Source organism: Ramlibacter agri, assembly GCF_012927085.1.
Lineage (GTDB): Bacteria > Pseudomonadota > Gammaproteobacteria > Burkholderiales > Burkholderiaceae_C > Ramlibacter > Ramlibacter agri.
The window spans coordinates 2866939-2892974 of the sequence record NZ_JABBFX010000001.1; the positions used below are offsets into that span (position 1 = coordinate 2866939).

31 protein-coding genes are annotated in these 26036 nt (G+C 69.5%); 17 read left to right on the forward strand and 14 right to left on the reverse strand.

Annotated features, from left to right (window positions below; genetic code table 11):
* Positions 1–10: 10 nt before the first annotated feature.
* Together HHL11_RS13945 and HHL11_RS13950 are read right to left on the reverse strand one after the other, a co-directional pair.
* Entirely contained in the window at positions 11–1072 is a 1062-nt protein-coding gene (locus HHL11_RS13945; protein ID WP_169418952.1) for an Ldh family oxidoreductase, read from the reverse strand.
* On the reverse strand, positions 1065–1745 hold the full coding sequence (locus tag HHL11_RS13950) for an aspartate/glutamate racemase family protein (RefSeq protein WP_169418953.1): 681 nt from the start codon (positions 1743–1745) through the stop codon (positions 1065–1067). Before HHL11_RS13950 ends, HHL11_RS13945 begins: the two co-directional genes overlap by 8 nt.
* A 66-nt stretch (positions 1746–1811) precedes the next feature.
* On the opposite strand from HHL11_RS13950, the gene HHL11_RS13955 reads away from it, so the two are divergent.
* The 5 genes from HHL11_RS13955 to HHL11_RS13975 all read left to right on the forward strand — a co-directional run bounded on the left by HHL11_RS13955 (position 1812) and on the right by HHL11_RS13975 (position 3354).
* Positions 1812–2294 (forward strand): acyl-CoA thioesterase, encoded by a 483-nt coding sequence (locus tag HHL11_RS13955; RefSeq protein ID WP_169418954.1) that lies wholly within the window; start codon positions 1812–1814, stop codon positions 2292–2294.
* Positions 2295–2387: 93 nt separating this feature from the next.
* Positions 2388–2774, forward strand: a complete 387-nt coding sequence (locus HHL11_RS13960) for a hypothetical protein (protein ID WP_169418955.1) — start codon at positions 2388–2390, stop codon at positions 2772–2774.
* Between the two features lie 82 nt (positions 2775–2856).
* A complete protein-coding gene (locus tag HHL11_RS13965) occupies positions 2857–3018 on the forward strand; it encodes a hypothetical protein (protein ID WP_169418956.1) in 162 nt (53 codons plus the stop codon).
* A gap of 19 nt (positions 3019–3037) precedes the next feature.
* On the forward strand, positions 3038–3208 hold the full coding sequence (locus HHL11_RS13970) for a hypothetical protein (RefSeq protein ID WP_169418957.1): 171 nt from the start codon (positions 3038–3040) through the stop codon (positions 3206–3208).
* The gene (locus HHL11_RS13975) at positions 3205–3354 is read left to right on the forward strand and encodes a hypothetical protein (protein ID WP_169418958.1); all 150 of its coding nucleotides are present in this window, start codon (positions 3205–3207) and stop codon (positions 3352–3354) included. The genes HHL11_RS13970 and HHL11_RS13975 overlap by 4 nt, the downstream gene beginning before the upstream one ends.
* A 42-nt stretch (positions 3355–3396) precedes the next feature.
* Here HHL11_RS13975 and HHL11_RS13980 read toward each other — a convergent pair whose 3' ends face one another.
* On the reverse strand, positions 3397–4140 hold the full coding sequence (locus HHL11_RS13980; protein WP_169418959.1) for a hypothetical protein: 744 nt from the start codon (positions 4138–4140) through the stop codon (positions 3397–3399).
* 101 nt (positions 4141–4241) lie between these two features.
* Here HHL11_RS13980 and HHL11_RS13985 point away from each other — a divergent pair, with 101 nt between their 5' ends.
* Entirely contained in the window at positions 4242–4613 is a 372-nt protein-coding gene (locus HHL11_RS13985) for a hypothetical protein (protein ID WP_169418960.1), read from the forward strand.
* Here HHL11_RS13985 and HHL11_RS13990 read toward each other — a convergent pair whose 3' ends face one another.
* From HHL11_RS13990 to HHL11_RS14000, 3 genes are all read right to left on the reverse strand, one after another.
* A complete protein-coding gene (locus tag HHL11_RS13990) occupies positions 4614–5510 on the reverse strand; it encodes a DMT family transporter (RefSeq protein WP_169418961.1) in 897 nt (298 codons plus the stop codon). It abuts the gene before it with no gap.
* A gap of 78 nt (positions 5511–5588) precedes the next feature.
* On the reverse strand, positions 5589–6086 hold the full coding sequence (locus HHL11_RS13995) for a methylated-DNA--[protein]-cysteine S-methyltransferase (RefSeq protein ID WP_169418962.1): 498 nt from the start codon (positions 6084–6086) through the stop codon (positions 5589–5591).
* Between the two features lie 18 nt (positions 6087–6104).
* The gene (locus tag HHL11_RS14000; RefSeq protein WP_169418963.1) at positions 6105–7574 is read right to left on the reverse strand and encodes a DNA-3-methyladenine glycosylase 2 family protein; all 1470 of its coding nucleotides are present in this window, start codon (positions 7572–7574) and stop codon (positions 6105–6107) included.
* Between the two features lie 105 nt (positions 7575–7679).
* Between HHL11_RS14000 and HHL11_RS14005 the strand changes: the two genes are divergently transcribed.
* From HHL11_RS14005 to HHL11_RS14035, 7 genes are all read left to right on the forward strand, one after another.
* Positions 7680–9059 carry a phosphomannomutase/phosphoglucomutase gene (locus HHL11_RS14005; RefSeq protein WP_169418964.1) on the forward strand — a complete coding sequence of 460 codons (1380 nt, stop codon included), beginning with the start codon at positions 7680–7682 and terminating at the stop codon, positions 9057–9059.
* 31 nt (positions 9060–9090) lie between these two features.
* Positions 9091–10056, forward strand: coding sequence for a lipopolysaccharide heptosyltransferase I (gene waaC, locus HHL11_RS14010; RefSeq protein WP_169418965.1), 966 nt, complete (start codon positions 9091–9093; stop codon positions 10054–10056).
* 7 nt (positions 10057–10063) lie between these two features.
* Entirely contained in the window at positions 10064–11323 is a 1260-nt protein-coding gene (locus HHL11_RS14015) for a 3-deoxy-D-manno-octulosonic acid transferase (RefSeq protein WP_169418966.1), read from the forward strand.
* A gap of 60 nt (positions 11324–11383) precedes the next feature.
* A complete protein-coding gene (locus HHL11_RS14020) occupies positions 11384–11965 on the forward strand; it encodes a DUF2239 family protein (RefSeq protein ID WP_169418967.1) in 582 nt (193 codons plus the stop codon).
* A gap of 114 nt (positions 11966–12079) precedes the next feature.
* Entirely contained in the window at positions 12080–12448 is a 369-nt protein-coding gene (locus tag HHL11_RS14025) for a GIY-YIG nuclease family protein (protein ID WP_169418968.1), read from the forward strand.
* Positions 12441–12833 carry a helix-turn-helix domain-containing protein gene (locus HHL11_RS14030; protein ID WP_169418969.1) on the forward strand — a complete coding sequence of 131 codons (393 nt, stop codon included), beginning with the start codon at positions 12441–12443 and terminating at the stop codon, positions 12831–12833. The genes HHL11_RS14025 and HHL11_RS14030 overlap by 8 nt, the downstream gene beginning before the upstream one ends.
* Before the next feature lie 58 nt (positions 12834–12891).
* Positions 12892–13314, forward strand: coding sequence for a PaaI family thioesterase (locus HHL11_RS14035; RefSeq protein ID WP_169418970.1), 423 nt, complete (start codon positions 12892–12894; stop codon positions 13312–13314).
* Between the two features lies 1 nt (position 13315).
* Here HHL11_RS14035 and HHL11_RS14040 read toward each other — a convergent pair whose 3' ends face one another.
* The 7 genes from HHL11_RS14040 to HHL11_RS14070 all read right to left on the reverse strand — a co-directional run bounded on the left by HHL11_RS14040 (position 13316) and on the right by HHL11_RS14070 (position 21589).
* The gene (locus HHL11_RS14040; RefSeq protein WP_169418971.1) at positions 13316–14635 is read right to left on the reverse strand and encodes a TolC family outer membrane protein; all 1320 of its coding nucleotides are present in this window, start codon (positions 14633–14635) and stop codon (positions 13316–13318) included.
* A gap of 61 nt (positions 14636–14696) precedes the next feature.
* Positions 14697–15032 carry a rhodanese-like domain-containing protein gene (locus tag HHL11_RS14045; protein WP_169418972.1) on the reverse strand — a complete coding sequence of 112 codons (336 nt, stop codon included), beginning with the start codon at positions 15030–15032 and terminating at the stop codon, positions 14697–14699.
* 7 nt (positions 15033–15039) lie between these two features.
* Positions 15040–15729, reverse strand: a complete 690-nt coding sequence (locus HHL11_RS14050; protein ID WP_169418973.1) for a protein-L-isoaspartate O-methyltransferase family protein — start codon at positions 15727–15729, stop codon at positions 15040–15042.
* Between the two features lie 20 nt (positions 15730–15749).
* Entirely contained in the window at positions 15750–18935 is a 3186-nt protein-coding gene (locus HHL11_RS14055; RefSeq protein WP_169418974.1) for an efflux RND transporter permease subunit, read from the reverse strand.
* 4 nt (positions 18936–18939) lie between these two features.
* Positions 18940–20070, reverse strand: coding sequence for an efflux RND transporter periplasmic adaptor subunit (locus HHL11_RS14060; protein WP_169418975.1), 1131 nt, complete (start codon positions 20068–20070; stop codon positions 18940–18942).
* Positions 20067–20738 (reverse strand): TetR/AcrR family transcriptional regulator, encoded by a 672-nt coding sequence (locus tag HHL11_RS14065; protein WP_169418976.1) that lies wholly within the window; start codon positions 20736–20738, stop codon positions 20067–20069. Before HHL11_RS14065 ends, HHL11_RS14060 begins: the two co-directional genes overlap by 4 nt.
* 86 nt (positions 20739–20824) lie before the next feature.
* Positions 20825–21589 (reverse strand): YdcF family protein, encoded by a 765-nt coding sequence (locus HHL11_RS14070; protein ID WP_169418977.1) that lies wholly within the window; start codon positions 21587–21589, stop codon positions 20825–20827.
* Positions 21590–21623: 34 nt separating this feature from the next.
* On the opposite strand from HHL11_RS14070, the gene msrA reads away from it, so the two are divergent.
* The 4 genes from msrA to HHL11_RS14090 all read left to right on the forward strand — a co-directional run bounded on the left by msrA (position 21624) and on the right by HHL11_RS14090 (position 25248).
* The gene (msrA, locus tag HHL11_RS14075) at positions 21624–22163 is read left to right on the forward strand and encodes a peptide-methionine (S)-S-oxide reductase MsrA (protein ID WP_169418978.1); all 540 of its coding nucleotides are present in this window, start codon (positions 21624–21626) and stop codon (positions 22161–22163) included.
* Positions 22163–22483 carry a quaternary ammonium compound efflux SMR transporter SugE gene (gene sugE, locus HHL11_RS14080; RefSeq protein WP_169418979.1) on the forward strand — a complete coding sequence of 107 codons (321 nt, stop codon included), beginning with the start codon at positions 22163–22165 and terminating at the stop codon, positions 22481–22483. The genes msrA and sugE overlap by 1 nt, the downstream gene beginning before the upstream one ends.
* Before the next feature lie 64 nt (positions 22484–22547).
* Positions 22548–23006, forward strand: a complete 459-nt coding sequence (locus HHL11_RS14085; RefSeq protein ID WP_169418980.1) for a (2Fe-2S)-binding protein — start codon at positions 22548–22550, stop codon at positions 23004–23006.
* A 13-nt stretch (positions 23007–23019) separates the two neighbouring features.
* Complete coding sequence (locus HHL11_RS14090; RefSeq protein ID WP_169418981.1) at positions 23020–25248, forward strand: xanthine dehydrogenase family protein molybdopterin-binding subunit; 2229 nt, start codon at positions 23020–23022, stop codon at positions 25246–25248.
* A 133-nt stretch (positions 25249–25381) separates the two neighbouring features.
* Here HHL11_RS14090 and pdxH read toward each other — a convergent pair whose 3' ends face one another.
* On the reverse strand, positions 25382–26032 hold the full coding sequence (pdxH, locus tag HHL11_RS14095; RefSeq protein WP_169418982.1) for a pyridoxamine 5'-phosphate oxidase: 651 nt from the start codon (positions 26030–26032) through the stop codon (positions 25382–25384).
* Positions 26033–26036 lie beyond the last annotated feature (4 nt).

The window sequence follows — 26036 nt, forward strand, 5'->3', positions numbered from 1 at the left end:
GGTCTCCGTTTTATTCCGTGTCTTGCAGCAGGGGGATGCCCAGGTCGCGCGCGAAAGCATCGAGTTGCGTGTGCAGCGCGGCGGGCAGTTCGAGGCCGAAGCGCTCGTTGTCCAGGCGCTTGGCGTGGCTCTGTTCGCCGGGCAGCCAGATGCGGTCCACGCCCGGCATGCGCGCGCTGCCGCGCATTTCGCGCACCAGCTTGTCGACGCGCGCCTTGAACTCGTCGAGGTCGCCGAAGGCATCGGGGTCGATGGCGACGATCGCCTGGCCCGTGTTGGTGACGCTGACGTCGTCGTGGTTGAAGTCGATCGTCTCGCTGCCCATCGCCGCGCCGTTCAACGTGCCGGCCAGGATGCCCACCACCAGCGCCAGGCCGTAGCCCTTGTAGCCGCCGATGGGCATGAGGAAGCCTTCCTCGGAGCGCTTGGGGTCGGTCAGCGGCTGGCCCTGGCGGTCGATCATCCAGCCCACGGGCATCTGCTCGCCGCGCTGCGCCTTGGCCTTCACCTTGCCGTAGGCGGCGACGGTGGTGGCCATGTCCAGCACCACCGGCGGTTCCTCGCCGGCCGGCACGGCCACGGCGATCGGGTTGGTGGACAGCAGCATGTCCAACCCGCCCCAGGGCGGCAGGTGGTTGGCGTTGCCGACGGCGAAGTACATGCCGACCATGTCCTGTGCCTGCGCCATGCGCGCATACAGTGAGGCCGGGCCGGCATGGTTGGACAGGCGTGCGCCCACCCAGGCGATGCCGCACTGGCGCGCCTTGGCGATGGCGATCTCGGCCGCCTTCTTCATCACCAGGTGGCCCATGCCGTTGTCGCCGTCGATCAAGGCCATGGCGGCCTTTTCCTTGACGACGCGGATGTCGGGCTTCAGGTTGATGCCGCCAGCCTTGATCCGGCGCGCGTAGGGCAGCAGGCGGATGACGCCGTGGCCGTCGGAGCCCTGCACCTCGGCTTCGGTCATGAGCGCGGCGACGGTGGCCGCGTGGTCGGAGCGCATGCCGAGGCGCTCCATGGCGGTGGTGACGAAGCGCCGCAATTGCGCGGCGGGGATCCGGGCTTCAGCCATGGGAGGCGATCCTTTGCTGCAGGGCGAGCACCGCGCAATCCGGGCTGGCGAGGACGGGGCAGGGCAGTTCGGCCTGCACCACGGGCTGGGCGGCGGCCATCGAGAACTGGGCGAGCATCACGGCGTCGCAATCGGCGAACTGGCGCGCGGCCTGCGCGATCTTGCGATGGTGGTCGTCGGCGCGGCCCTGGGCCAGGTCGTCCATCGCCTGCGGCACGAAAGCGGTGCGCAGTTGCACGTCGCTGCCGCGCTGCTGCGCCATCTGCTGCAGCTCCCACGTCATCGGCGCCAGGGAAGCTTCGAAGGTGGCCAGCAGCGCCAGCTTCAGCGGGCCGCGCCTGGCGGCCAGCGCCTGCTCGAACATCGCTTCGTTGGGTTTCAGCGTCGGCAGGCCGGTGTTGCGGCCGGCGGCCTCGATGGCAGGCCCGAAAGCGGAGCAGGTGAACAGGATGCCGGCGCAGCCGGTGTCCTGGGCGTAGCGGGCCAGGTCCACGAAGCGCTGGACCATTCCTTGCGTGAGGGTGGGCGCCTGCGCGCGGTCGCTGGACAGCGAGTCGTCCAGCAGGTTCATGCGGCGGGCCTGCGGCCAGTGGCGGGCGAAGGCATCCTGGATCGGCTGGATGGCCAGCGGCGTGGCATGGATCAGGGCCACCCGTGGAGACTGCAAATTCATGGGCCAGGATGGTAACGGGACCATGGGTTTACCCGACAATCGGTTTCCCGCATTGGAGAACGCTTGATGGACCTCCCCGCGCACCAGCTCACCATGACGGTGCTGATGACGCCCGACACGGCCAACTTCGCCGGCAACGTGCATGGCGGCCACTTGCTGAAGTGGCTGGACCAGGTGGCCTATGCCTGCGCGAGCCGCTATGCCGGCCACTACGTGGTGACCGTCTCGGTCGACCAGGTGACCTTCCGCGAGCCGATCTTCGTCGGCGAGCTGGTCACCTTCCTCGCCAGCGTCAACCACACCGGCACCAGCTCGATGGAAGTGGGCATCAAGGTGATGGCGGAGGACATCCGCAGCCAGAAGGTGCGCCACGTGAACAGCTGCTTCTTCACGATGGTGGCGGTGGACGACCAGCGCAAGCCGGTGTCGGTGCCGCCGCTGCGGCCGTTCTCGCCCGACGAGAAACGCCGCTTCGAGGCGGCCCAGCTGCGCAAGAGCCTGCGCCGCGAGATGCAGGAACGCTTCCAGCAGCTGCAGCCCGCGCCTTGAACGGGCATTTTTTCGCGCCGGCAAGCGCGGCTTGCCGCTGCTAGGCGCGCAGTCCTACAGCCTTGGCGTGCAATAGTTCCTAGGATCCGTTGCATGAGCAAACGCAACGGACCTTCGGCCCGGGCCCACCCCATGGCGGAAGAGCGTCCCGGCAGCGGTGGCGGCTCGAAAGGGCCGTCTTCCGACAGCCGCGGCGACGCGACGCCGCGCTATAGCCGGGCGGAGTACGCGAAGGTGGTCTCGCTGCAGGACCAGGTGGCGCGTGCCGACGGCGACTACCAGCGCCTGCGCAACGCCTACCTCGACATGATGCAGAGGGAGCCCACCCACGAGGTCGGGCTCGCGATGATCGGCGCCGACATGGACCGGGCGCACGGCCGCCTGCAGGCGCTGATCGGGCTGCCGCGGTTGCCGGCCACCTACGAGCCCAGCGCCGTGATGCGGCGCGAACTGCAGAGGCCGGCCGACGAAAAGCGCTGACAGCGCTTCGGCCTCGGGTCCGTAGCCGCGCAGGCGCGGCAGCAGTCACGCTCACCCTCAAGAGCCCACTCCGATCGCCGCCATGAACACCGTGCCCACCCATCCGGTCGAGCCGGAACCGCCGTCCTCACCCGCCGACGAAGCCGCGCCCAATCCGACGCAATTGCCCGTGGAGCCCGAATTCGGTCCGATGCCGCCCCCTGGCGAGCCGGAGGACCCGGGCGCCAAGCATCCGCATCTCTAGGCAAAGAAAGGACATCGCGATGAACAAGCCTCCCACCGGCATCACGCCACCCGCGCCCTACCTGGACCGCGAAGAGCCCGATTTCTGGATCGAGGACGACATTCCCACCGACGACAGCCATGCCTCGGCGAAATCCGAGCGCAGGGGCTCGCGCGAAGAGCGTGCGCCGGACCGTCCCGACAAGCAATGAACTGGCACGCCCCGGCCGCGCCGCACCCGCCCACCGACGCGCCCAAGCCCGCCAACCCGGAACCCGCCACGGGGCCGGTGGACCCCGGCAAGGGGCACGAAAAGAACGACCCCGAGCAGGGGAAGTCGGAGCATCCGAAACAGTGATTCTCTCCCTCCCCCTCGGGGGGAGGGCTGGGGTGGGGGTTGCTACGCCAGCAAGCCCTGCGCATCCTCGTCCGCCGGCGGCAAGGGCGTCGCCTTCGCCAGCGCCATCCACACCCCGAACGGCAAGGCCGCCCGCGCCGGTTGCTGCGCGGCCCGCGCCATCACCAGCCGTTCGCCTTGCAGCAGCAGCACGCCGCAGTCGCCCGGCACTTCGTCGGGCTCGCCCACCGGCTTGCCCTTGGCGTCGTTGCCCAGCACGTACCAGCAGGCGCCGAGGTCGTGATAGGCGGCGCGCTTGGCTTCCTGGCGCAGGTCGGCCAGCAGGTCGGAGCGGCGCACCTTGATCTCGTGGACGATCGGTTCGACGTAAGCTTCCACCGAGGTCTGGCGGATCGAGAACACGTCCGGGCGGGCCACGCACCAGCGCAGCGGCTTCGCCTCGTCGCCCGTGGGCACCTGCGCGCGCAGGCTCAGGCCGCGCCAGGCGAGCCGGCCGGAGCGCGCCATCTCCTGCGCCACCTTTTCCACCAGCGCTTCGTGCGCCGAGAGCGCCGCGCGGTTGTGCGCCAGCATGACTGCGAGCCACTGCACGCCGGCGTCGGTCACGCGCAAGGTCTCATGCCCGAGCGGCGAGCGCACGCGCTCCAGCAGGCCGGCCGCCAGCAGGTCGATTTCCAGCGGGTCCTGGCTGGGCCAGCCGGCGGAGCGGTAGATGTCGCGCAGGCGGCGGGCGTGCGCCTTGGCGAGCACGGGCGCCGACAAGGCAGGGGCGGTTTCGGACTGCATGGATGAACGCAGAAGTTTACGTCGCACGGTAGGCACCCTCCCACGCATCCAGGAGCACCCGGCTGATCACTGCGCGATGGGGGGTGTCCACAATGTGCGCCATGGTTGAGAAATGCATGGAGCCCACGCGCAACGGCGCGACGCAGGCCGTACTGGCCGGCGAGGCCGAGCCCCCGGTGATCTACGGCATTACGGCCGTGCGGATGGAAGGCGGCAGCCTGACCGAGGTGATGATGGGGATGATCGCGCCCAGCCTCGAACACTGGGACCTGCGCCCGGCTCCAACGCGCCTGGTCGAAGTGGTCGACCGGCTGGTGGAAGGCGACACCGTGGTGGCGCTGTTCCCCACCGAGCGCGGCACCTTGCGGCTGGGGACCGAGGTGAAGGTCGACGTGTTGGCGGAGGGAACCGAGACGCTCATGGCGTCGGAGGAGAGGCCGGGGCAGCGCTTGAGCGATTTGCCCCGCTTTTGATCAAGCCGACGCGCGCAGCGCCGGCAGCTTCAACACTCCACTGGACAGCGCCGTGCCGCAGATGATGATGGCCCCGCAGGCCAGCATCCACGGTGTGATCTGCTCGCCCAGGAACAGCCCGCCATAGACGACGGCGAACACCGGCACGGCATACGTCACCGTCAGCGCGCGCGCCGGCCCGGCGTTTTCGATCAGGCGGAAGTAGAGGATGTAAGCGATGCCCGTGCACAGCACGCCCGCCACAGTCACTGCGATCCAAGCCTGTGCGCTCGGCATCCGTGCCGGCCATGCCGTGGCGGCCGGCAGCGCGAGGGCCAGGGTCGCGGCAAGCTGGCTGCCAGTGGCCGTCATCAAGGGCGGCAGGCCTTGCAGGTGCTTCTTCGTCCAGCTCGCGGCGAAGGCATAGGAGACCGTGGCGCCCAGGCAGGCCAGCACCGCCCAGATCGGCGCGATGCCGGAAGCATTCGGGTGGATGCCGGCCTTGTCCCAGGCCAGCAGCACGATGCCCAGGAAGCCCACCGCCAGGCCCAGGCTGCGCGAGCCGGTCGGCCGGTCGCCCAGCCAGCCCCACGCGACCAGCGCGCCGAACAGCGGCACCGTCGCATTCAGGATGGCCGACAGGCCGGTGCTGATGGACAGCAGCGCGAACGCGAACAGCAGGAAGGGCAGGCCCGAGTTGAGCACGCCCACCACGAACACCGCCTTCCAGTGCTTGCGCAATTGCGGGCCCAGCCCGCGCGCCAGCATGAGCGGCACCAGCAGGAGGGTGGCGATGCCCACGCGGGCGCAGGTGGCCGCCAGCGGCCCGAACTCCACGACGGCGAGCCGCATGAACAGGAAGGACGAGCCCCAGATGGCGGCCAGCAGGACGAAATCGATGATGGAAGCGACGGGCATGGGAACCTGAGTGTCGGGGCAATCGGCGCGTTGCCGCGCCGGCACTGATGAAACTTGCGGGGGCGATTGATTCGCCGCTTACATCAATGCGCCTTCCAGCTTGAGAAGCGCAGTCTTGCGCTCGATCCCGCCCGCATAGCCCGTGAGCCCGCCGGCCGTCCCCAGCACGCGGTGGCAGGGCACGACGATGCTGACCGGGTTGCGCCCGACCGCGGCACCGACGGCCCGCGCCGCCTGCGGCCTTCCGAGCCGGCGACCGAGTTCGCCGTAGCTCGTGGTCTCCCCTTGCGGGATGGCCAGCAGCGCGTGCCACACGCTTTGCTGGAAGGGCGTGCCATGCCGCAGGTCCAGCGGCAGGTCGAAGGAGGTCCGCTTGCCGTCGAAATAGTCCTGCAGCTGGCGCACGGCTTCCTTCAGCATCGGATGCTCAGGCGCTTCCGGCCACAGCACGCCTTCCGGCCCGTGGCGCTGGCCGACGAACCAGACGCCGGCCACGCCGATGTCGCTGGCGGCCAGCAGCATCGCGCCCAGCGGGCTTTCGTAACGGGTGCAAACGAGGGATCCGTTCGTCTTCATGTCATTTCTCCAGGAGGTTCAGAGTGCGCTCCACGCGCGCACCACCGCATAACTGCGCCAGGGTTTCCAGGCCTGCGAGGCTGCTTCGGCTTCGCGGGCCGGCTGCTTCATCTGCTGCACGCCCAGCGCCTTGTGCAGCGCGACGTCGCCGGCCGGGAAGGCATCGGGCCAGCGCAAGGCCCGCATCGCGATGTACTGCGCCGTCCAGTCGCCGATGCCGGGCAGCTCCTTGAGGGCCTCGATCGTCGCCGGCACGTCGGCGCCCGCATGCAGGTGGATGCGGCGTTCGGCCACGGCCCGCGCGATGGCGACGATGGCCGCCTGGCGCTGGCGCACGATGCCCAGCTGGCCGAGCGCATCGCCCTCGGCGGCCGCCAGCACTTCGGCGGCCGGGAAGAGGCGATGCACGCCTTCGAACGGCGTCGCTATCGGCTGGCCGAAGCGCTCCACGAGCCGCTGCGCCAGGGTCCGCGCCGCCGCCACCGTGATCTGCTGGCCCAGCACGGCCCGCACCGCCAGCTCGTAGCCGTTCAAGGTGCCCGGCACCCGCAGGCCATCCCCTAGCGGGAAGCTGCCGTGCAGGCGTGCGTTGATGGCATGCGGGTCGGCGTCGAGGTCGAAGGCGGCCCGGACGCGGCGGATCACCAGCGGCAGCACGCCGCGCAGCGTATCGCTGGCCCGCAGCACCAGTTGGGCATGCGCTTCGTCGAAGCGCACCTGCAGCCAGCCTGCGTATTGCTTGCCGCCCGCGTCGAGCGCCAAGGTCCGCGTCAGCGAATCTTCGGCCAGCAGTTCCATGCCCGTGATCGCCCGCGTGCGGAAGAAGCCGAGCATCGCGCTCACGTCGTAGGGCGGGCGGTAGCCCAGCCGCACTTCGCTGGCGCTTTCGCGCTGGGTGCCTTCCTTGCGCAGCTGCGAGGGGCTCAGCCCGTAATGGTCGACGAAGGCTGCGTTGAAGCGGCGCACGCTGGCGAATCCGCTGGCCAGCGCCACCTCCGTCACCGGCAGGTCGGTGTCGGCCAGCAATTGCTTGGCCGTCAACAGCCGCCGCGTCTGCAGGTATTGCAGCGGCGAGACGCCCAGCTGCGCTTCGAAGATGCGGCGCAGGTGCCGGTCGCTGACGCCCAGCCGCGCTGCCAGTTGGTCCACGGACGGCGAGCCGTCGGCCCACGCTTCAGGCTCGTCGAGCAGGCGCGCGGCCTGCTGGGCCAGCATGCTGCTCGCGTCCTGGATCGACCAGCGCGGCGCTTGCGGCGCCAGTTCGGGCCGGCAGCGCAGGCAGGGCCGGAAGCCGGCGTTCTCGGCCTGGGCCGCATGGGCGAAGAAGCGGCAGTTCTCGCGGCGCGGCGTCCGCACCTTGCAGACGGGCCGGCAGTAGATGCCCGTGCTCGTGACACCGGTGAAGAAGGTGCCGTCGAAGCGGGCGTCGCGCGCCTTCAGCGCGAGGTAGCAGGCGTCAGGTGCCAGGGGCGGGTCGGCGAGCGTCATGGGGTTCATGATACGCAGCGCATCCGCGCGGACTGGCCGTTTTCGGACATGTTCCTGCCACCCTCGTGCCTACAATGGACCGAGAGACGAAGAGAACAGAAATCCATGCAACTCAACCCCAGCATCTTCAAGGCCTACGACATCCGCGGCATCGTGCCGAGCACGCTGAATGAAGAGGTCGCCGAGGCGCTCGGCCGCGCCTTCGGCACCGTCGCCAAGCGCGAAGGCGAACAGGCCGTCGCCGTCGGCCGTGACGGCCGGCTCAGCGGGCCTTCGGTCAGCGCTGCGCTGGTCAAGGGCCTCGTCGCCAGCGGCGTCGACGTCATCGACGTCGGCATGGTGACGACGCCCATGCTCTACTTCGCCGCCAGCACGCTCACCAGCAGCGGCATCCAGGTGACGGGCAGCCACAACCCGAAGGACTACAACGGCTTCAAGATGGTCCTGCGTGGCCGCGCCATCTACGGCGACGACATCCAGGGCCTGCGCAGGCTGATGGAAGAGGGCGCGCCCGCCGCCGGCCAGGCGGGCCAGATCCGCAACGTCAACATCTTCGCTCCCTACCGCGACCGCATCGCCGGCGACATCAAGCTGGCCCGGCCGCTGAAGATCGTCGTCGACTGCGGCAACGGCGTCGCCGGCGCTTCGGCCCCGCAGATCTACCGGGCCATCGGCTGCGAAGTGATCGAGATGTACAGCGAGGTGGACGGCGATTTCCCGAACCACCATCCGGACCCCAGCAAGCCGGAGAACCTGCGCGACCTGATCGCCAAGCTGAAGGAAACGGGCGCCGACCTCGGCCTCGCCTTCGACGGCGACGGCGACCGCCTGGGCATCATCACCCGCGAAGGCAACAACATCTTCCCGGACCGCCAGATGATGCTGTTCGCGCGCGACGTGCTGTCGCGCGTGCCCGGCGCGCCTATCCTCTACGACGTCAAGTGCACGCAGCGGCTGGCGCCCGCCATCCGCGAAGCCGGCGGCGAGCCCGTGATGTACAAGACCGGGCACTCGCTGATCAAGGCGAAGATGCGCGAGCTGAATTCGCCGCTGGGCGGCGAGATGAGCGGCCACATCTTCTTCAAGGAGCGCTGGTACGGCTTCGACGACGGCACCTATGCCGGTTGCCGGCTGCTGGAAGTCCTGTCGCGCTCGCCGGACCCGAGCGCCATCCTCAACGCGCTTCCCAGCAGCTTCTCCACGCCGGAGCTGAACGTGAAGTGCGAGGAAGGCGAGCCGCATCGCGTGGTCGCCGAACTGGTGAAGATCGCGTCGTTCCCGGATGCCGAGGTTTCGACGATCGACGGCCTGCGCGTGGACTGGCCGGACGGCTTCGGCCTGATCCGCGCCTCCAACACGACGCCGGTGCTGGTGTTGCGCTTCGAAGGCCACACGCAGGAGGCCATGCACCGCATCGAGGACCGGATGCTGGAGCTGCTGCGCAAGGTGAAGCCGGACGCGAAGATCGGGGAAGCGGCGCATTAGCGACGAGGAGGGATGTCACACTACGCCCCCAGTGAACATCCTCATCGTCAAGCTCTCCTCCCTCGGCGACGTGGTCCATGCCATGCCGGCCGTGCAGGACGTCCTGGCCTGTGTTCCGCAGGCCCGGGTGGACTGGGTCGTGGAGCGCGGCTTCGCGCCGCTGGTGCAGCGTTGCGCCGGCGTGCAGCGGGCCATTCCGTCCGACATCCGCCGCTGGCGCAAGTCGCCCTTCTCGGGCGAGACGCGCCACGCCTGGCGCGCCTTCCGCAACGAACTGCACCAGGCGCAGTACGACGCCGTCCTCGACCTCCAGGGCCTGACCAAGTCGGCCCTCGTCTCCCACATGGCGCGCCTCGCTCCCGGCGGCAAGCGCTATGCCATCGGCAACCGCACCGAAGGCTCCGGCTACGAGGCGCCGACGCGCTGGGTCGCCGACATCCTGGTGCCCGTCGAAACGGCCATCCACGCCGTGCAGCGCTCGCGCGCCGTCTGCGCCGGCGCTTTCGGCTACGAGCTGCCGGCGCAGATCCGCTACGGCCTCGGGACGGCGGCCGCCGACAAGCAGAACACCATCGCCCTCGTGCACGGCACCTCGCGGGCCGACAAGTGCTGGCCCGAAGACCACTGGCTGGAGCTGGGGCGCCAGTTGCTGGCGGCCGGCTGGGACCTCGCGCTGCCGCACGGCAGCGACCAGGAGCAGATGCGCAGCGAACACCTCGCGCGCGCCCTCGGCCCGCGGGCCGAGGTGTGGCCGCGGCTGCCGCTGGACGCCCTGGCCGAACGCATGGGCCGCTGTGCCGGCTGCATCGGCGTCGACAGCGGCCTGAGCCACATCGCCGTCGCCCTCGACCTGCCGCACGTGCAGATCTACAACTTCGACACCGCCTGGCGCACGGGGCCGATCGGCTCGCCGCGCCAGCGCAGCGTCTACGCCGATCCGACGCCTTCGGTGGCCGCCGTCTGGGACGCCTGGACCGGCGTCGCCGCCGCGGCATGATGCCGGCATGATCCGCCCGATCTACTCGCTGATGCTGCTGGGGGCGCAGCCGCTGCTGCGGCGCAAGCTGCGCCGCCGCGGCGTCCAGGAGCCGGGCTACCTGGAGCACGTCGACGAACGCTTCGGCCGTTACCAGGGCAGCACCGGGCCGGGGCGGCTGTGGATCCACGCCGTCTCGCTCGGCGAGACGCGCGCCGCGGCGATCCTGATCACTGCCTTGCGCGCGGAGAGGCCCGACGTCCGCCTCCTGCTCACGCATGGCACGGCCACCGGCCGCGCCGAGGGCGCCAAGCTGCTGCGCGAAGGCGATGCGCAGGCCTGGCTGCCCTGGGACACGCCGAAAGCCGTGCGCGGCTTCCTGAACCACTGGAAGCCCGCCGTCGGCGTGCTGATGGAAACCGAAGTCTGGCCGAACCTGATCGCCTTGTGCCGCGAGCAGGGCGTGCCGCTCGCGCTGGCCAACGCACGCCTGAGCGAGAAGTCGCTGCGTGGCGCGCGCCGGCTGCCGCGCCTGTCGCGGCCGGCCTATGGCGGGCTGCGCGCCGTCTGGGCCCAGACCGAAACCGATGCCCGCCGCCTGGCCCAGGCCGGCGCCACGGTGCAGGGCGTGTTCGGCAACCTCAAGTTCGATGCAGCGCCGGCGCCGGAGCAACTGGAGCGCGGCCGCGGCTGGCGCGCGCTGCAGGACCGGCCGGTGGTGATGTTCGCCAGCTCGCGCGAGGGCGAGGAAGCGGGCTTCCTGCAGGCCGCGCGTTCGCAGGCCGGCGTGCAATGGCTGCTGGTGCCGCGCCATCCGCAGCGCTTCGACGAAGTGGCGGCGCTGGCGGCGCAAGCCGGCTTTCGCGTGTCGCGCCGCAGCGGCTGGGGCGAGCTGCCTGCTTCGGCGGATGTCTGGATCGGCGATTCGCTGGGCGAGATGGCGCTGTACTACGCGATGGCGGACGTCGCCCTGCTGGGGGGCAGCTTCGCGCCCCTGGGCGGGCAGAACCTCATCGAGGCGGCCGCCTGCGATTGCCCGGTGGTGATGGGGCCGCACACCTTCAACTTCAACGAGGCGGCGCAGCTGGCGCAGCAGGCTGGCGCGGCGCTGCGCGTGAGCTCCATCGACGAGGGCGTGCGTGAGGCGGTGGCGTTGGCGCGCGAGCCGGGCCGGCGCGAGGTGGCGGTGGAAGCCTGCGAGGCGTTCTCTTCGGCGCACCGGGGCGCGGCGCTGAAGACGGCACGGGCGGTGCTGGGTTTGCTGGAACGGCCCGTTCTCGAAGCTTGAATCTTTTTATCCGGGCGATATTGACTTCGTCAATTTAACCCGGGTAAAATTTGCAGCATCATGTCCCACGATGCTGCCCACACCGCCTTTCTCGGCCCGGACCGCCTGGCCACTGGCGGCTTGCATGAAGTCGCTGCGGCGGTGCAGCGTGCCCGCGCGGCTGACCCGTATGCCATGCCGGTGGTGTTCAGCGATGCCACGGGCCGGTCCATCGACCTGGACCTGCGCGGGAGCGAAGCCGAGGTCGCCGCACGCTACGCGGCACCTGCGGCGACGCCCGCCGAGGAGCCGCCGGCCCCGGAAGCCAAAGGCCGCGGTCGCCCGAAGCTGGGCGTCGTCGCCCGCGAAGTGACGCTGCTGCCCAGGCACTGGGACTGGCTGGCCGCGCAGCCGGGCGGCGCTTCGGTCGCCCTGCGCAAGCTGGTGCACGAAGCCTCGCGTGCCAACGCGGACCGCGATCGTGAACGGCAGGCCCAGGAGCGCGCTTACCACGCCATGTCCACGCTGGCCGGCGCGCTGCCCGGCTTCGAGGAAGCGAGCCGGGCGCTGTTCGCGGCCGACCGCGAGCGCTTCGCCGGCCTGGTGGCCGGCTGGCCGCCCGATATCCGCGATTACGTCGTGCGCCTCGCCGATCCGGGCTGATGCGCTGACCTTGCCGGCCTGGACGCCGGGTTTCTTTCCATCCACATCGGTGGCGCCAGGTGGCGCCGCGCGGGCGCCTGCGCCTGTATCCGCAACAGAGAAAGGCCAAGTGCCATGGATTCCCCCTCCGATCCCCCGCCGCGGGTGGCGCGGCGCGAAGCCGCGCGCCGCGCGCGTGACGCCTTCCCGCCCATGGGCATCTACGCGATCCGCGACCTGCAGAGCGGCCGCGTGCTGCTCGGCGCGAGCCGCAACGTGCATGCGTCGCTGAACCGCGCGCGCTTCGAACTGCGCATGCGCTCGCATTCCGACCGCGTGCTGCAGGCCGCGTGGAACAGCAGCGGGCCGGAGCGCTTCAGCTTCGAAGTGGTGGAACTGCTGAAGGAGCGGGCGGACCCGGACTTCGACTACGCCAGCGAGCTGAAGGCGCTGGAGCAGATCCACCGCGAGCTGCTCGCGCAGGCGGGAGGCAAGGATGAATGACTCCGCCCTGCAGTCCCGCCTGGACTGGCACCTCGAGCGCCACCTGGAGCTGGCCGCGACGAACGCCCGGCTCGACGACGAGCTCGGCACGCATCACGGCCTCGCGTGGTCGGACTTCGTGCTGCTCTGGGTGCTGGACGGCGCGGACGGCGCCGTGCCTTCGGCGGAGCTGGCGCGCCGGCTCGGGCTGGCGCCCTCGCGCCTGGTGCTGCAGCTGCTGCCGCTGGAAAAGACCGGCCTGGTCGTGCGCGAAGCGAACGTCGATGGCAGGCGCCGCGTCACCTTGCGCCCAAGTGGCCGCCGGCTGTTGCGCGAGGCCCGCGAGACGGCCGCCTTCGTGTGCGCCGAAGCCTATCGCCTGCGCGACGCCGCGTCGCTGCGTTGACAGCGCGGCGCCCGCGCGCTGCCTAGATTGGGATCGCCACTCTTCCAAGGAGCAAGCCATGGGCAGCGATCCCGAACTCCTCGCGCGCATCCGCGCCATCAACGACAGCGCCGCCTTCAACCGCTGGTGCGGCTTCGAGGTGCTGCGCGCCGGCGCCGGCGTGGCGGAACTGGCCATGCCCTGGCGCCCCGAGGTGGGACAGTACGCCGGCTTCCTGCACGCGGGCCTGCTCGGCGCCCTGATCGACACGGCCTGCGGCTTCGCCGCCGCCACGCTGGTGGGGCGCGTGCTGGCCTCGCACTACTCGGTGAACTGCCTGCGGCCGGCAGTGGGCGAACGTTTCGTCGCCCGCGCGCGGGTCGTGAAGCCGGGCAAGACGCAGGTGTTCACGGCCTGCGACTTGTTCGCGCTGCAGGGAGCCGACGAGAAACTGGTGGCGACCGGCGAGACCTTGCTCACCGTGGTCGCCGTGGCCGCCTGAATCAGGGCGCCAGCAGCAGGTTCAGCCGGTCCAGGTCTTCCGCCGCCAGCGTGCCGTTGGCCTGCCGCAGCTTCAGGTGTCCCAGCAGCACGTTGTAGCGGGCCTGCGCGAGGTCGCGCTTGGTCTGGAACAGCTGCGTCTGCGCGTTCAGCACGTCGATGTTGATGCGCACGCCCACCTGGTAGCCCAGGCGGTTGGCTTCCAGCGAGCTCTGGCTGGAGGCTTCGGCCGATTCCAGCGCCTTCACCTGCTGCTGGCCGGAGACGACGCCGAAATAGGCGGTGCGGATCTGCTGCGCCACGGTGCGGCGCGTCGCCTCGAGGTCGGTGCGGGCCTTGTCTTCCAGGGCCAGCGTCTCGCGCACGCGGTTCTGCACGGCGAAGCCGGAGAACAGGGGCAGGTTGAACACCACGCCGACCGAGCCGGTCTTGGGCCGCGAATCGGCGATGGTGGTGGCCGTGCCGGCGATGTTGCGCGTCTCGCCCAGGCTGCCGGTCAGGTCCAGCGTCGGCTTGTGGCCGGCGTAGGCTTTCTGCGTTTCCAGCTGCGCGATGTCCACGTTGGACCTGGCCTGCAGGATCGCCGGGTTGGCGGTGTCCGAGACCGACACCCAGGCGTCCGGGTCGGCCGGGCTCGGCGAGGGCACGACCAGCGAGGTGACCAGCGGGTTCGGGTTGGTGCCCTGGCGGCCCACCAGGGTGTCCAGCGCCAGCTTCTTCACCCGCAGGTCGTTGTCGGCCTGGATCTCCTGCGCCGTCACCAGGTCGTAGCGGGCCTGGGCTTCGCGGGTGTCGGTGATGGTGGTGGTGCCCACCTCGAAGTTGCGCTTGGCCGCGGCCAGCTGCTCCGCGGTCGCCGTCTTCAGCGCCCGCGTGTAGTTCAGGGTGTCCTGCGCGGCCAGCACGTCGAAGTAGGCCTGCACCACGCGGACGATCAGGTCCTGGCTCGCGGCGGTCAGCGCGTATTCGGCCTGCTGCGCCTGGTACTTGGCCTGTTCCCAGGTGGCGAAGTTGGCCGGCCGGTACAGCGGCTGCGAGGCGCTGAGCGTGACGCTCTGGGTGCCGTATTCGCGCTGCGGGACCGGGTCGACGGTGATGGCGTTGCGGCTGGCGCCGCCGGACAGGCTCACCTGCGGGAGGATGCCCGACTTGGCCTGGTCGGCGCGCGCGATGCTGGCGTCGTACTGCGACTTGGCCGATTGCCAGGTCGCGTCATAGGCGCGGGCCGCGTCGTAGAGCTCGACGAGGCTCTGCGCCTGGGCATTGCCCAGGAAAGCCAGGCCGATGGCCGCCGACAGGGGGAGAAGCCGCTTCAGTTTCATCTTTCCGTCCTTCTCTCGTCCAACTGCTTGTTATGCTTTTTTCGGGACCAACCCTGGATTGTCAATAGCGCGGGACCCCGGGGTCCCGCTCCTGGGCCCAGGCATCGATGCCGCCCGCGATATTCGCCACATCCGTGTAGCCCTGCTGCTGCAGGAACATGGCGACGCGCAGGCTGCGGGCGCCATGGTGGCACAGGACCGCCATGGGGCGATCCTGCGGCAGTTCGGCCAAACGGCCGGGGATCTCGTTCATCGGGATCGCCACCAGCTCGAAGCCCTGGGGCTGCACGCTGGATACCTGGCGTTCCCAGGGTTCGCGCACGTCCAGCACCAGCGGGCTGCCCGGGTGGGCGGCCAGCCAGTCATCGAGTTGTGCGGGTCGGACCTGGTCGATCATGGCCCGGTCAGAAGTGGAAGCGCGAAGGCTCGGGGAAATTCTGCAGGCGGGGGGCCTGCATGTCCCAGGGCTGCTTCGTTTCCCAGGCGGCTTCGCCGGTGCGGGTGACGAAGGTGGCGCGCATCACCGGCTCGTTGCCGACGATGGTGGCCAGCCGGCCGCCCACCTTCAGTTGCTGCAGCAGGGCCTGCGGGATGTCGGCGACCGAGCCGGAGAGCACGATCACGTCGAACGGGCCTTCGGCGGCCAGGCCGCGGGAGCCGTCGGCTTCGCGCACTTCGGCGTTGCGGATGCCGGCCTGCTGCAGGTTGGCGCGGGCCATCTGGGCGAGCCGGGGCTCGATTTCCAGCGAGATCACGCGCTGGGCGCGGCTGGCCAGCAGGGCGGCCATGTAGCCGGAGCCGGCGCCGACTTCCAGCACCTTCTCGTGGGCCTTGGGGGCCACGTCCTGCAGCAGGCGGGCCTCCACCTTGGGTTCCAGCATGCACCAGCCCTGGCGCTCGGCTTCCTCGGCGGTTCCCAGCAGCGGGATCTGCATGTCGACGAAGGCGAGGGCACGGTGGGCCAGGGGGACGAACTGCTCGCGCTTCAGTTGCGAGAGCAGGGCGAGCACTTCCAGGTCCAGCACGTCCCAGGGCCGGATCTGCTGCTCGATCATGTTGAAGCGGGCGCGTTCGAGGTCGATCGGGGCATTCATGGTCAAAATTCAGGCGCAGTTCAGGACAAACCGTCCATTTTAGAAGCCGGCTGGACTTGGGCCCCGGAACCGCCCGTTTGGGGCCGGCGCCGGCGCCGCGCCCAGGCGGCCAGGTCGTCGAGGTAGCAGTACACGACAGGCACCACGACAAGGGTCAGGAGTGACGAGGTGATGACACCCCCGATGACGGCCTGGCCCATGGGCGCGCGCTGTTCCGAGCCCTCGCTGAGCGCGAAGGCCAGCGGCACCATGCCGAAGATCATCGCCAGGGTCGTCATCAGGATCGGGCGCAGCCGCACCCGGGCCGCGTGCAGCAGCGCCTCCGAGCGCGCCATGCCCTGCTCGCGCATGCGGATGGCGAAGTCCACCAGCAGGATGGCGTTCTTGGTCACCAGGCCCATCAGCATGACGATACCAATCACCGAGAAGATCGAAAGTGTCGAATTGAACGCCAGCAGGGCCAGCACCACGCCGATCAGCGTCAGGGGCAAGGACGTCATCAGCGCCAGCGGCTGCAGGAAGCTCTTGAACTGGCTGGCCAGGATCATGTAGATGAAGATGATGGCCATGGCCAGCGCCGAGACGGCGTAGCCGAAGGACTCGCGCATGTTCTTGGTCGAGCCGCTGAAGCTGGCGCGGTAGCCGGGCGGGAAGGCGATTTCGTCCAGCCGCGCCTGGATGTCCTTGGAGATCTCGCCGGCCGAGCGGCCGTCGGTGTTGGCGTTGATGGCCACTTCACGCGTGAGGTCGCGGCGGTTGATCTGGTTCGGGCCGGTCGATTCGGACACTTTCGCCACCTGGTTCAGGCGCACGATGCGCATGCTGCCGTCGGCGTTGGCGCCCATCGCGAAGGGCAGGCGCTCCAGGTCGGCCGGCGCGGTGCGGGCGTCGGGCGCGAGGCGCACGTTGACGTCGTAGGTCTCGTCGTCGGGCGCGCGCCAGTTGCCGACGGTCTGGCCGGCCACCAGCGTGCGCAGCGAGCTCGCCACCTGCGCCACGCCCAGCCCCAGGTCGGAGGCGGCGTCGCGCCGCAGCTCGATGCTGACGGTGGGCTTGTCCGGCTTCACGCTGGAGTCCAGGTCCACCAGGCCGGGGATGTCGCGGATCTTGTCCGTCACCAGCCGCGACAGGCGCTCCAGCTCCTTGAGGTCGGGGCCCTGCACCGAGAACTCGATCTGCTTGTTGCCGCCCACCGCGTCGAGCAGGCCGACGTGCGTGACCGTGATGCCGGGCACCTGCTTCAGCCGCTCGCGCAGCACGCCGGCCATCTGGTCGACGCTCAGCTTGCGATCCTTGCGGTCGACCATGCGCACGTAGATGGAGGCGTAGATCTTGCCGGCGGCGTTGCCGGTGTTGATGGTCGCGACCGTGTACTTCACTTCCTTGAACTCGCGCACGATCTGTTCGACCTGGCGGGCCTTGGCCTCGGTGAGCTCCAGCGAGGAGCCGACCGGCGTGAAGAAGTTGATGCTGGTTTCCGAGTAGTCGGCCTTGGGCACGAACTCGGTGCCCAGCAGCGGCACCATGAACAGGCTGCCCACGAAGATGGCGGCGGCCGCGAGCAGCGTGGCCACGCGGTGCGCCAGCGCCCAGCGCAGGATGCTTTGGTAGGCGGAAGCCAGCTTCTCGGTGCCGTCGTCGAACCAGCCGGTGACGCGGCCGATCGTGCGGTCGTAGAAGGTCTTGCGTTCGCGCTTTGCGCCGTGGGCGTGGATCTCGGGGTCGTGCCACACCGAGGACAGCATCGGGTCCAGCGTGAAGCTGACGAACATCGAGATCATCACGGCCGCCACGATGGTGACGCCGAACTCGTGGAAGAACTTGCCGATGATGCCGCCCATGAAGCCGATGGGCAGGAACACGGCGACGATGGAGAAGGTGGTGGCCAGGACCGCCAGGCCGATCTCCTGCGTGCCGTCCAGGGATGCCTGGTAGGCACTCTTGCCCATCTGCACGTGGCGCACGATGTTCTCGCGCACCACGATGGCGTCGTCGATCAGCAGGCCCACGCACAGCGACAGCGCCATCAACGTCACCATGTTGATGGAGAAGCCGAAGGCGTACATGAACAGGAAGGTGCCGATCAGCGCGATCGGCAGCGTGAGCCCGGTGATGACGGTGGAGCGCCAGGAATTGAGGAACAGGAAGACGATCAGCACCGTCAGCAGCGCGCCTTCCACCAGCGTGCGGCGCACGTTCTCCACCGACACCCGGATCGGCCGCGAGGCGTCGGTGACGGTTTCGAGCCGGACGCCGGGGGGCAGCTGCGCGCGCATCTCGTCCAGCGTCTTCTTCAGGCCGTCGATCACCTCGATGGTGTTCTCGTCCTGTGCCTTCTGCACGGTGATCAGCAGCGTGCGCTCGCCGTTGTAGAGGGCGAGGTTGTCCAGCTCCTGGCCGCCGTCGGAGATGCGGGCGACCTGGTCCACGCGCACGGGCGAACCGTTGCGCCGCGCCACGATGATCTTGCCGAAGTCCTCCGGCCGCTCCATGCGGGCCGAGACCTGCACCGTGCGGTCCTGCGCGATCGAGCGCACGGCGCCCACCGGCAGGTCCTGGTTCTCGTTGCGCACGGCCGCCACCACCTGGTCGGCGGTGATGCCCAGTGCCTCCATCGCGGCGGGGTTCAGGTAGATGTCCAGCTCGCGCTGGCTGCCGCCGACCACGGTGACGGAGCCGACGCCGCGCACGTTTTCCAGCCGCTTCTTCAGCACCTGGTTCGACCAGTTGGTGAGTTCCACCGCGCCCATGGGCCGGCCCTTGCTGGAATCGGGCAGCACCGCCAGCGACCAGATGGCGCGGCTGGACGGGTCGAAGCGCAGCACCCGCGGCTCCTTGACCTCGTCACGCAGGTTGGGGCGGACGGCGGCGATCTTCTCGCGCACGTCCTCGGCGGCCTTGCGGCCATCCACGTACAGCTGGAACTCGATGATGACGACCGACTGGCCTTCGTAGCTGCGCGAAGTGAGGGCGTTGATGCCGGCGATGGAGTTCACCGCCTCCTCGATCTTCTTGCTGACCTCGCTCTCCACGATCTCGGGCGAGGCGCCGGGGTAGTCGGCGGTGACCACCACCACCGGGAAATCGATGTTGGGGAACTGGTCGATGTTGAGGCGCTGGTACGAGAACAGGCCCAGCACCACGATGGCCGCCATGACCATCGTGGCGAACACCGGGTTCTTCAGGCTGACGCGGGTGAACCACATGGCTTCAAGGACGCGGTGCGCCCGTGAACTTCACCAGGGTTCCTTCGCGCAGCGGCCCGACGTGGCCCAGGATCACGGTCGCGCCCGGCTGCACGCCGTCGACCGCCACCCAGGTGTCCTTGCCGTCGCCGCCGCGGGCGCCCGGCGTGACCGCGCGATGCGCCACCTGCTGGTTCACGACCACCTGCACGTAGGGGTTGGGCTTGTCGGTGCGCAGCGCCGACAGCGGCACGGCCAGCGCGCTGGATTGGCCCGTGGCCACCGTGCCCTGCGCGAAGAGGCCCTGGCGCAAGCCGGCGGGATCGTTGATGGCCAGGTAGGCCAGCACGCTGCGGCTGCCCGCCTGCGCGCTCGGGTTGATGCGCACCACCTTGGCCGCGACCGGCCGCGGGCTGCCTTCCACCTGCAGGCTCGCCGCCTGGCCGACGCGCAGCTCCAGCGAATCGGCGGCGCTGAGCGAGGCTTCCAGTTCCAGGCTGGAGAGGTCGACGATCTCCACCACCTTGCCGTCGATGGCCACGCGTTCGCCCGGCTGCGCGAGGCGTTGCGACACGATGCCGGAAATGGGCGCGCGCAGCACGGCGTCGTCCAGGCCCTTCTTCGCGAGGTCCACGGCGGCCAGCGCCGCCTGGTAGGTGGACTTCGCCGCGGCGAGGTTGTTCCACGAGGTGTCCAGGGCCGTCTTCGAGATGAAGTTCTGGTCCACCAGCGCCTTGTTGTTGGCCCACTGGCGCTCGGCGATGTCGATCTGCGCCTTGGCCGCGTCGGCCTGTTCCTGCGCCTGCTTCAGCCGCGCCTCGGACTCGGTGCGGTCGACGCGGGCGATGACCTGGCCGGCCTTCACCGGGTCGCCTTCGCGCACGACGAGGCCCTGCAGTTCACCCGGTACGCGCGCCTTGACGACGGCGGAATTCACCGCCCGCAGCGAGCCGGAGATCGGCAGGCCGCGCTGCAGGTCGCGCTGCTGCGCCTTCACCACGTCGGTCTGCGCCAGTTCCACGGCCGGCTGCGCCTTGGCTGCCGTGGCGGCCGCCTGCTGCGCGCGGCGCGCGCCCAGCGAGCGCATCAGGGCGCCGGCCAGCACCAGGACCACCAGCGCGACGACCACCCACTTCCACGGGACCTTGCGCGTCATGCCTTCTTCTCCGGCACACAGAGGCCGTGCAGCAGGATCTCGACCTGCGCGTTCACGTAACGTTGCGGATCCATCGGGTAGTCCTGCGGGATGCAGGCACCCAGCGCATGCTTGTTCATGATCAGGAAGATCATCGGCGCGATCACGCTGAAGATCGTGTATTCAATGTCGACGGCGCGGAATTCGCCGCGGTCCACGCCACGCAGCAGGATGCGCCGTACCAGCTGCATGCCGGGCTGGATCACTTCCTGGTGGTAGAAGGCCGCGATGTCGGGGAAGTTGCGCGCCTCGCTGATGATCAGCTTGGTGATGCCGGAGGCGCGGGTGGCGCCGATGCGCTCCCACCAGACGTTCAGGCAGTAGCGCACCATTTCAGCGGTGGAGCCCTCGAAGCTCTCGAACTCCTCGTTCCACTCGGCAAAGCGGCCCGAGATGTTCTCGCGCACGACCGCCTTGAACAGTTCTTCCTTGCTCGGGAAGTAGAGGAACAGCGTGCCCTTGGAGACGCCGGCGCGGGCCGCGACCTCTTCCGACCGGGTGGCGGCGAAGCCCTTCTCGACGAACAGGTCGAGGGCGGCATCGAGCAGTTCACCCGGGCGGGCTTCCTTGCGGCGGCCGCGGCGGGGTGGGGCATCCTCGGCGCGTTCGGCGAGGGCTTTGCTGGACATGGGCGTGACGGGTGGAGTTACTGACTGACCGGTTATTAATGTAGTTCCCCCAGGCCCGGCGCGTCAAGACAGCGCGACCGTAAAGCTCAGGACAGGCGCGCGACCTGCAACGCCAGCCACTCGCGCAGCACCTGGCGGGACAGCAGCAGCTCCACGGGTTCGGGCAGCCATCGCTGAGGGCCGGGCTTGGCGTGCGGGAAGTTCATGGGCGCGGCCACCACTTCGAAGCCGGCCGCCTGGAAGTAATGGACGGCCCGCGGCATGTGCCAGGAGTCGGTGACCACGGCGACCCGCCGGATGCCGTCCGGCTTCATGGCCTCCATCATGTAGTTGGCGTTCTCGCGCGTGTCGCGCGAGCGGTCGTCGCGCCAGCGCAGCGACTGGCCGGTCTCGTCGCGCAGCACGGCGTCCGCCACCTGGGCTTCCGGCAATTGCGTGCTGCCCACGGCCGTCCAGCCCTGGCCGCCCGCATAGGCCAGCGGCTTGCCGGTGCGCTTGGCCAGCCAGATGGCGTAGCGCAGCCGTTCGTGGGCGGGCGCTTCCAGCTGCGGGCCGCCGCCGTATTCGGGCGCGTTCATGTTGACCGCGGCGCCCAGCACCACGATGGCCTGCACGCCCTTCAGGTCCTCCGGGCGGGCCGGTTGCACCTGCGGCAGGATCGTATGGGCGAGGCCCACGGCGACCACGTTCATCGAGAGCGCGAGCGTCACGAGGATGCCGGCCGCGGCCAGCGCCAGGCCGGCTCCGCGGCGCCGGCGCGCCCACAGCAGCCCGAGGAGGGCGAGGAGCAGGGGACCGGTCGGCGGCAGCGCCAGGCCGGCCAGGATGGGTTTGAGTTCGCCCAGTTGCATGGCCCGCGATGCTAAAGCGTCTTAAAGTGTGGGCATGAGCGACACCCAATCCATCGTCCTGGGCGGCGGCTGCTTCTGGTGCACGGAAGCGGTCTACAAGGAAGTGCGCGGCGTCACCGACGTCGAATCCGGCTACAGCAACGGCGGCTCCGGGCGCCCGAGCTACGAACAGGTGTGCAGCGGGAACACGGGCTACGCCGAGGTCGTGAAGCTGGCCTACGACCCGGCGCAGGTCAGCACGCGGCAACTGCTGGAGATCTTCTTCGTCGTGCACGACCCGACCCAGCTGAACCGGCAGGGCAACGACGTCGGCACGCAGTACCGCAGCGGCATCTTCTACACGACGCCGGAGCAGAAGCAGGTGGCCGAGGACATCATCCGCGAGCTCACCGACGAAAAGGTCTATGGCAAGGCCATCGTCACCGAGGTCGCGCCGCTGGCGAACTACTGGCCGGCGGAGGAGTACCACCAGGACTTCTTCGAGCGGAATCCGACCCAGGGCTATTGCATGGCGGTCGCGGCGCCCAAGGTGGCGAAGTTCCGCAAGACCTTCACCGCCCTGCAGAAGCCCTGATGGCCTGGGTGGTGCTGTTCGTCGCCGGGCTGTTCGAGGTGACCTGGGCGATCGGCCTGAAGTACACGGAAGGCTTCACGCGCTTCTGGCCTTCCGTCGGCACGGTGGCCGCCATGGTGGCCAGCGTGCTGCTGCTCGGCTGGGCGATGCGCACGCTGCCGGTGGGCACGGCCTACGCGGTGTGGACCGGGATCGGTGCACTCGGGACGGTGATCCTCGGCATCGTGCTGTTCGGCGAGCCGTCGACGATCGCCCGGCTGGTCTGCATTGGCCTGATCCTGGCGGGGATCGTGGGATTGAAGGTCACGCACGGCGGATAGGCGATCGCCTCATCGCCGCCTAATTCTTCCCGCACTACATTCCGCGGTTCAAGGAGGAACCGCGATGCCCACGTTGAACGTCAATGGCAAGGACCTGCCGGTCGATGCCGACCCTTCCACGCCCGTGCTCTGGGCCCTGCGCGACACGCTGGGGCTGACGGGAACCAAATTCGGCTGCGGCCAGGCGCTGTGCGGCGCCTGCACCGTGCACATCGACGGCACGGCCACCCGCAGCTGCATCACGCCGATTTCCGCCGTCGCCGGACGCAAGATCACCACCATCGAAGCGGTCGGCAACGACCGCGTGGGCCGCGCCGTGGAGGCGGCCTGGGTGAAGCACGACGTCGCCCAGTGCGGCTACTGCCAGAGCGGGCAGGTGATGAGCGCTACGGCATTGCTTCAGATGAAGAAGAAGCCGACCGACGCCGACATCGACGCCGCCATGGCCGGCAACATCTGCCGCTGCGGCACCTATGCCCGCATCCGTGCGGCGATCCACGACGCCGCCGGCCAGCTGGCCTGAAGAGGAGGACGCCATGCATTTCCCCACCTCGCAGCAACTGCCGCCGGCCCTGCGCGACCGCCTGGCCCCCGCGCCGCAAGACAGCGGCGTGCAACGCCGCAGCTTCCTGAAGATCGCTGCCGGGACCGGCTTCGCCCTCGGCGCCTTCCCCTTCGCCGCGGGCGCGCAGCAGGCGACTGCCGCCAGCGGGCTCAAGCCCTTCCAGCAGCCGGCCGCCTTCGTGCGCATCGCGCCGGACGGCATCGTCACCGTCACGGTCAACCGGCTGGAGTTCGGCCAGGGCACGCACACCGGGCTGCCGCTGGTGCTGGCGGAAGAACTCGATGCCGACTGGTCCAAGGTCCGCAGCGCGCACGGCGACGCCAATCCGGCCTATGCCGACCCGCTGTTCGGCATGCACCTAACCGGCGGCTCGAACTCCATCCACAACTCCTACACGCAATACCGCGAACTGGGCGCCCGCACGCGCGCCATGCTGGTCGCGGCGGCCGCTGCGCAATGGAAGACGGACGCCACCGGCCTGCGCACCGAGCGTGGCTTCGTGGTCGGCCCGGGCGGGCGCAAGCTGTCCTATGGCGAACTGGCCGAGGCCGCGATGCAGCAGCCGGTGCCGGAGCAGGTGGGCCTCAAGGACCCGAAGCAGTTCCGCCTGATCGGCAAGCCCACCGGCCGGCTCGACGCGCGCGCCAAGTCCAGCGGCCAGCAGTCCTATGGCATCGACGTGCGCCTGCCCGGCATGCTGACGGCGGTGGTCGCGCGTCCGCCCGTGTTCGGCGCCAGGCTGCGGTCGGTGGACGACAGCGCTGCCAAGGCGGTGAAGGGCGTGAAGGCGGTGCTGCGCGTGCCGGTCGACCGCGGCGGCGAAGGCGTGGCCGTGATCGCTGACGGCTACTGGCCGGCCAGGCAGGCCCGCGAGGCGCTCAAGCTCGATTGGGACACGGCCGCTGTCGGCAAGCCCGACACCACGGCCTTGCTGGCGCAGTACCGGGAGCTGGCGCGCCAGCCGGGGCGGAAGAAGTTCGATGCCGACATGACGCCGCTGGCCAATGCGCCGCAGAAGATCAGCGCCGAATTCGTGTTCCCCTATCTCGCCCACGCGCCGATGGAGCCGCTGAACTGCACCGTCACCTTCGACGGCAGCAAGGCGGAACTCTGGATGGGAACGCAGATGCCCGGGCTGGACGCGATGGCCGCGGCCAGGACGCTGGGCGTGGATCCGCAGGCGGTGCAGGTGCACACGCAGATGGCGGGCGGCGGCTTCGGCCGGCGCGCCATCCCCACCAGCGACTACGTGGTCGAGGCTTGCAACGTCGCCAAGGCGGCGCGCGCCGCGGGCGTCAATGCGCCCGTGCGGACCTTGTGGAGCCGCGAGGACGACGTCCGTGGCGGCTACTACCGGCCGATGCACGTGCACCGGGCGGAGATCGCGTTCGACGCGCAGGGCAACATCCTCGCCTGGGACCACGTCATCGTCGGCCAGTCCATCCTCAAGGGCTCGCCCTTCGAGGAATTCATGGTCAAGGACGGCATCGATTCCACGATGGTCGAGGGCATGAAGGAACCCTACGAACTGCCGATGCGGTTGACCGCGCACCACACCGACGTCAACGTGCCGGTGCTGTGGTGGCGCAGCGTGGGCTCGACCCACACGGCCTACGCGATGGAGACGCTGCTGGACGAAGTGGCGCGCGCGACGAAGCAGGACCCGGTGGCGCTGCGCCTGAAGCTCCTGGGCGGCAAGCATCCGCGCCACGAGGCGGCGCTGAAGCTCGCGGTGGAGCGCAGCGGCTACGGCAAGCGCAAGCTGCCAGCGGGCCATGCCTGGGGCGTCGCGATGCACGAGTCCTTCAGCTCGGTGGTGGCCTACGTGGTCGAAGCTTCCGCGGACAAGGGCGTGCCGAAGCTGCACAACGTGACGGCCGGCGTGCATTGCAACCTGGCGGTGAACCCGCTGTCGGTGGAAGCGCAGGTGCAGGGCGCCGCGCTGATGGGCCTGGGCATGTGCCTGCCCGGCGCGGCGATCACGCTGAAGGACGGAGTGGTGCAGCAGTCGAACTTCGGCGACTACCCGGTGGCCCGCATCACCGACATGCCGAAGATCGCGGTGCACATCGTCCCGAGCGCCGACGCGCCCACCGGCATGGGCGAACCCGGCGTGCCGCCTCTGGCACCGGCCTTCGCCAACGCGATCGCACGCATCACCGGCAAGACGCCGCGGGAACTGCCTTTCGCGGCGGTGTAGAACTTCCGGACGCAAAGGGCGCAAAAGGACGCGAAGGACGCAAAAAAAATCAAGAAGGTTCTTGAACCCTTTTGCGACCTTTGCGTAACCTTTGCGGCTTTTGCGTCCGGAAGTTCCTGCCTTCCTGCCTTCGCTACGGAGCCAGCCGCTCCCTGACCCAGGCGCCATCGCGCTGGGTATACCGCAGCCGGTCATGCAGCCGGCTCTTGCGGCCTTGCCAGAACTGCCATTCGTCCGGCACCAGCCGGTAGCCGCCCCAGTGCGGCGGCCGCGGTGGGCTGAGGAGGAATTGCGCGCTGTACTTCGCGGCGTTGGCCACCAGCACGCCGCGGCCGGAGATCACCTGGCTTTGCGGGCTGGCCCAGGCGCCGATGCGCGAGTCCAGCGGCCGGCTGGCGAAGTAGGCGTCGCTTTCTTCCGCGCTGGTTTTCTCCACGCGGCCTTCGATGCGCACCACCCGCTCCAACTCGACCCAGTGGAACTGCAGCGCGGCAAACGGGTTGCCGGCCAGTTCCTGGCCCTTGCGGCTGTCGTAGTTGGTGTACCAGACGATGCCGCGCTGGTCGTAGCCCTTGATCAGCACGATGCGCGTGCTGGGGCGCAGGTCGCCGCCCACGGTGGCCACGGTCATCGCATTCGGTTCGGGAACCTGGGCCTTGATCGCCTCGGCCAGCCACTGGTCGAACTGCAGCAAGGGGTCGGCCTGCGAGGCCTCCTCGCTCAGTTCGGCGCGCTCGTAGCTCTTGCGCAGGTCGGCGATCTGCTGGGAGGTGCTGCTGCTCATGCGG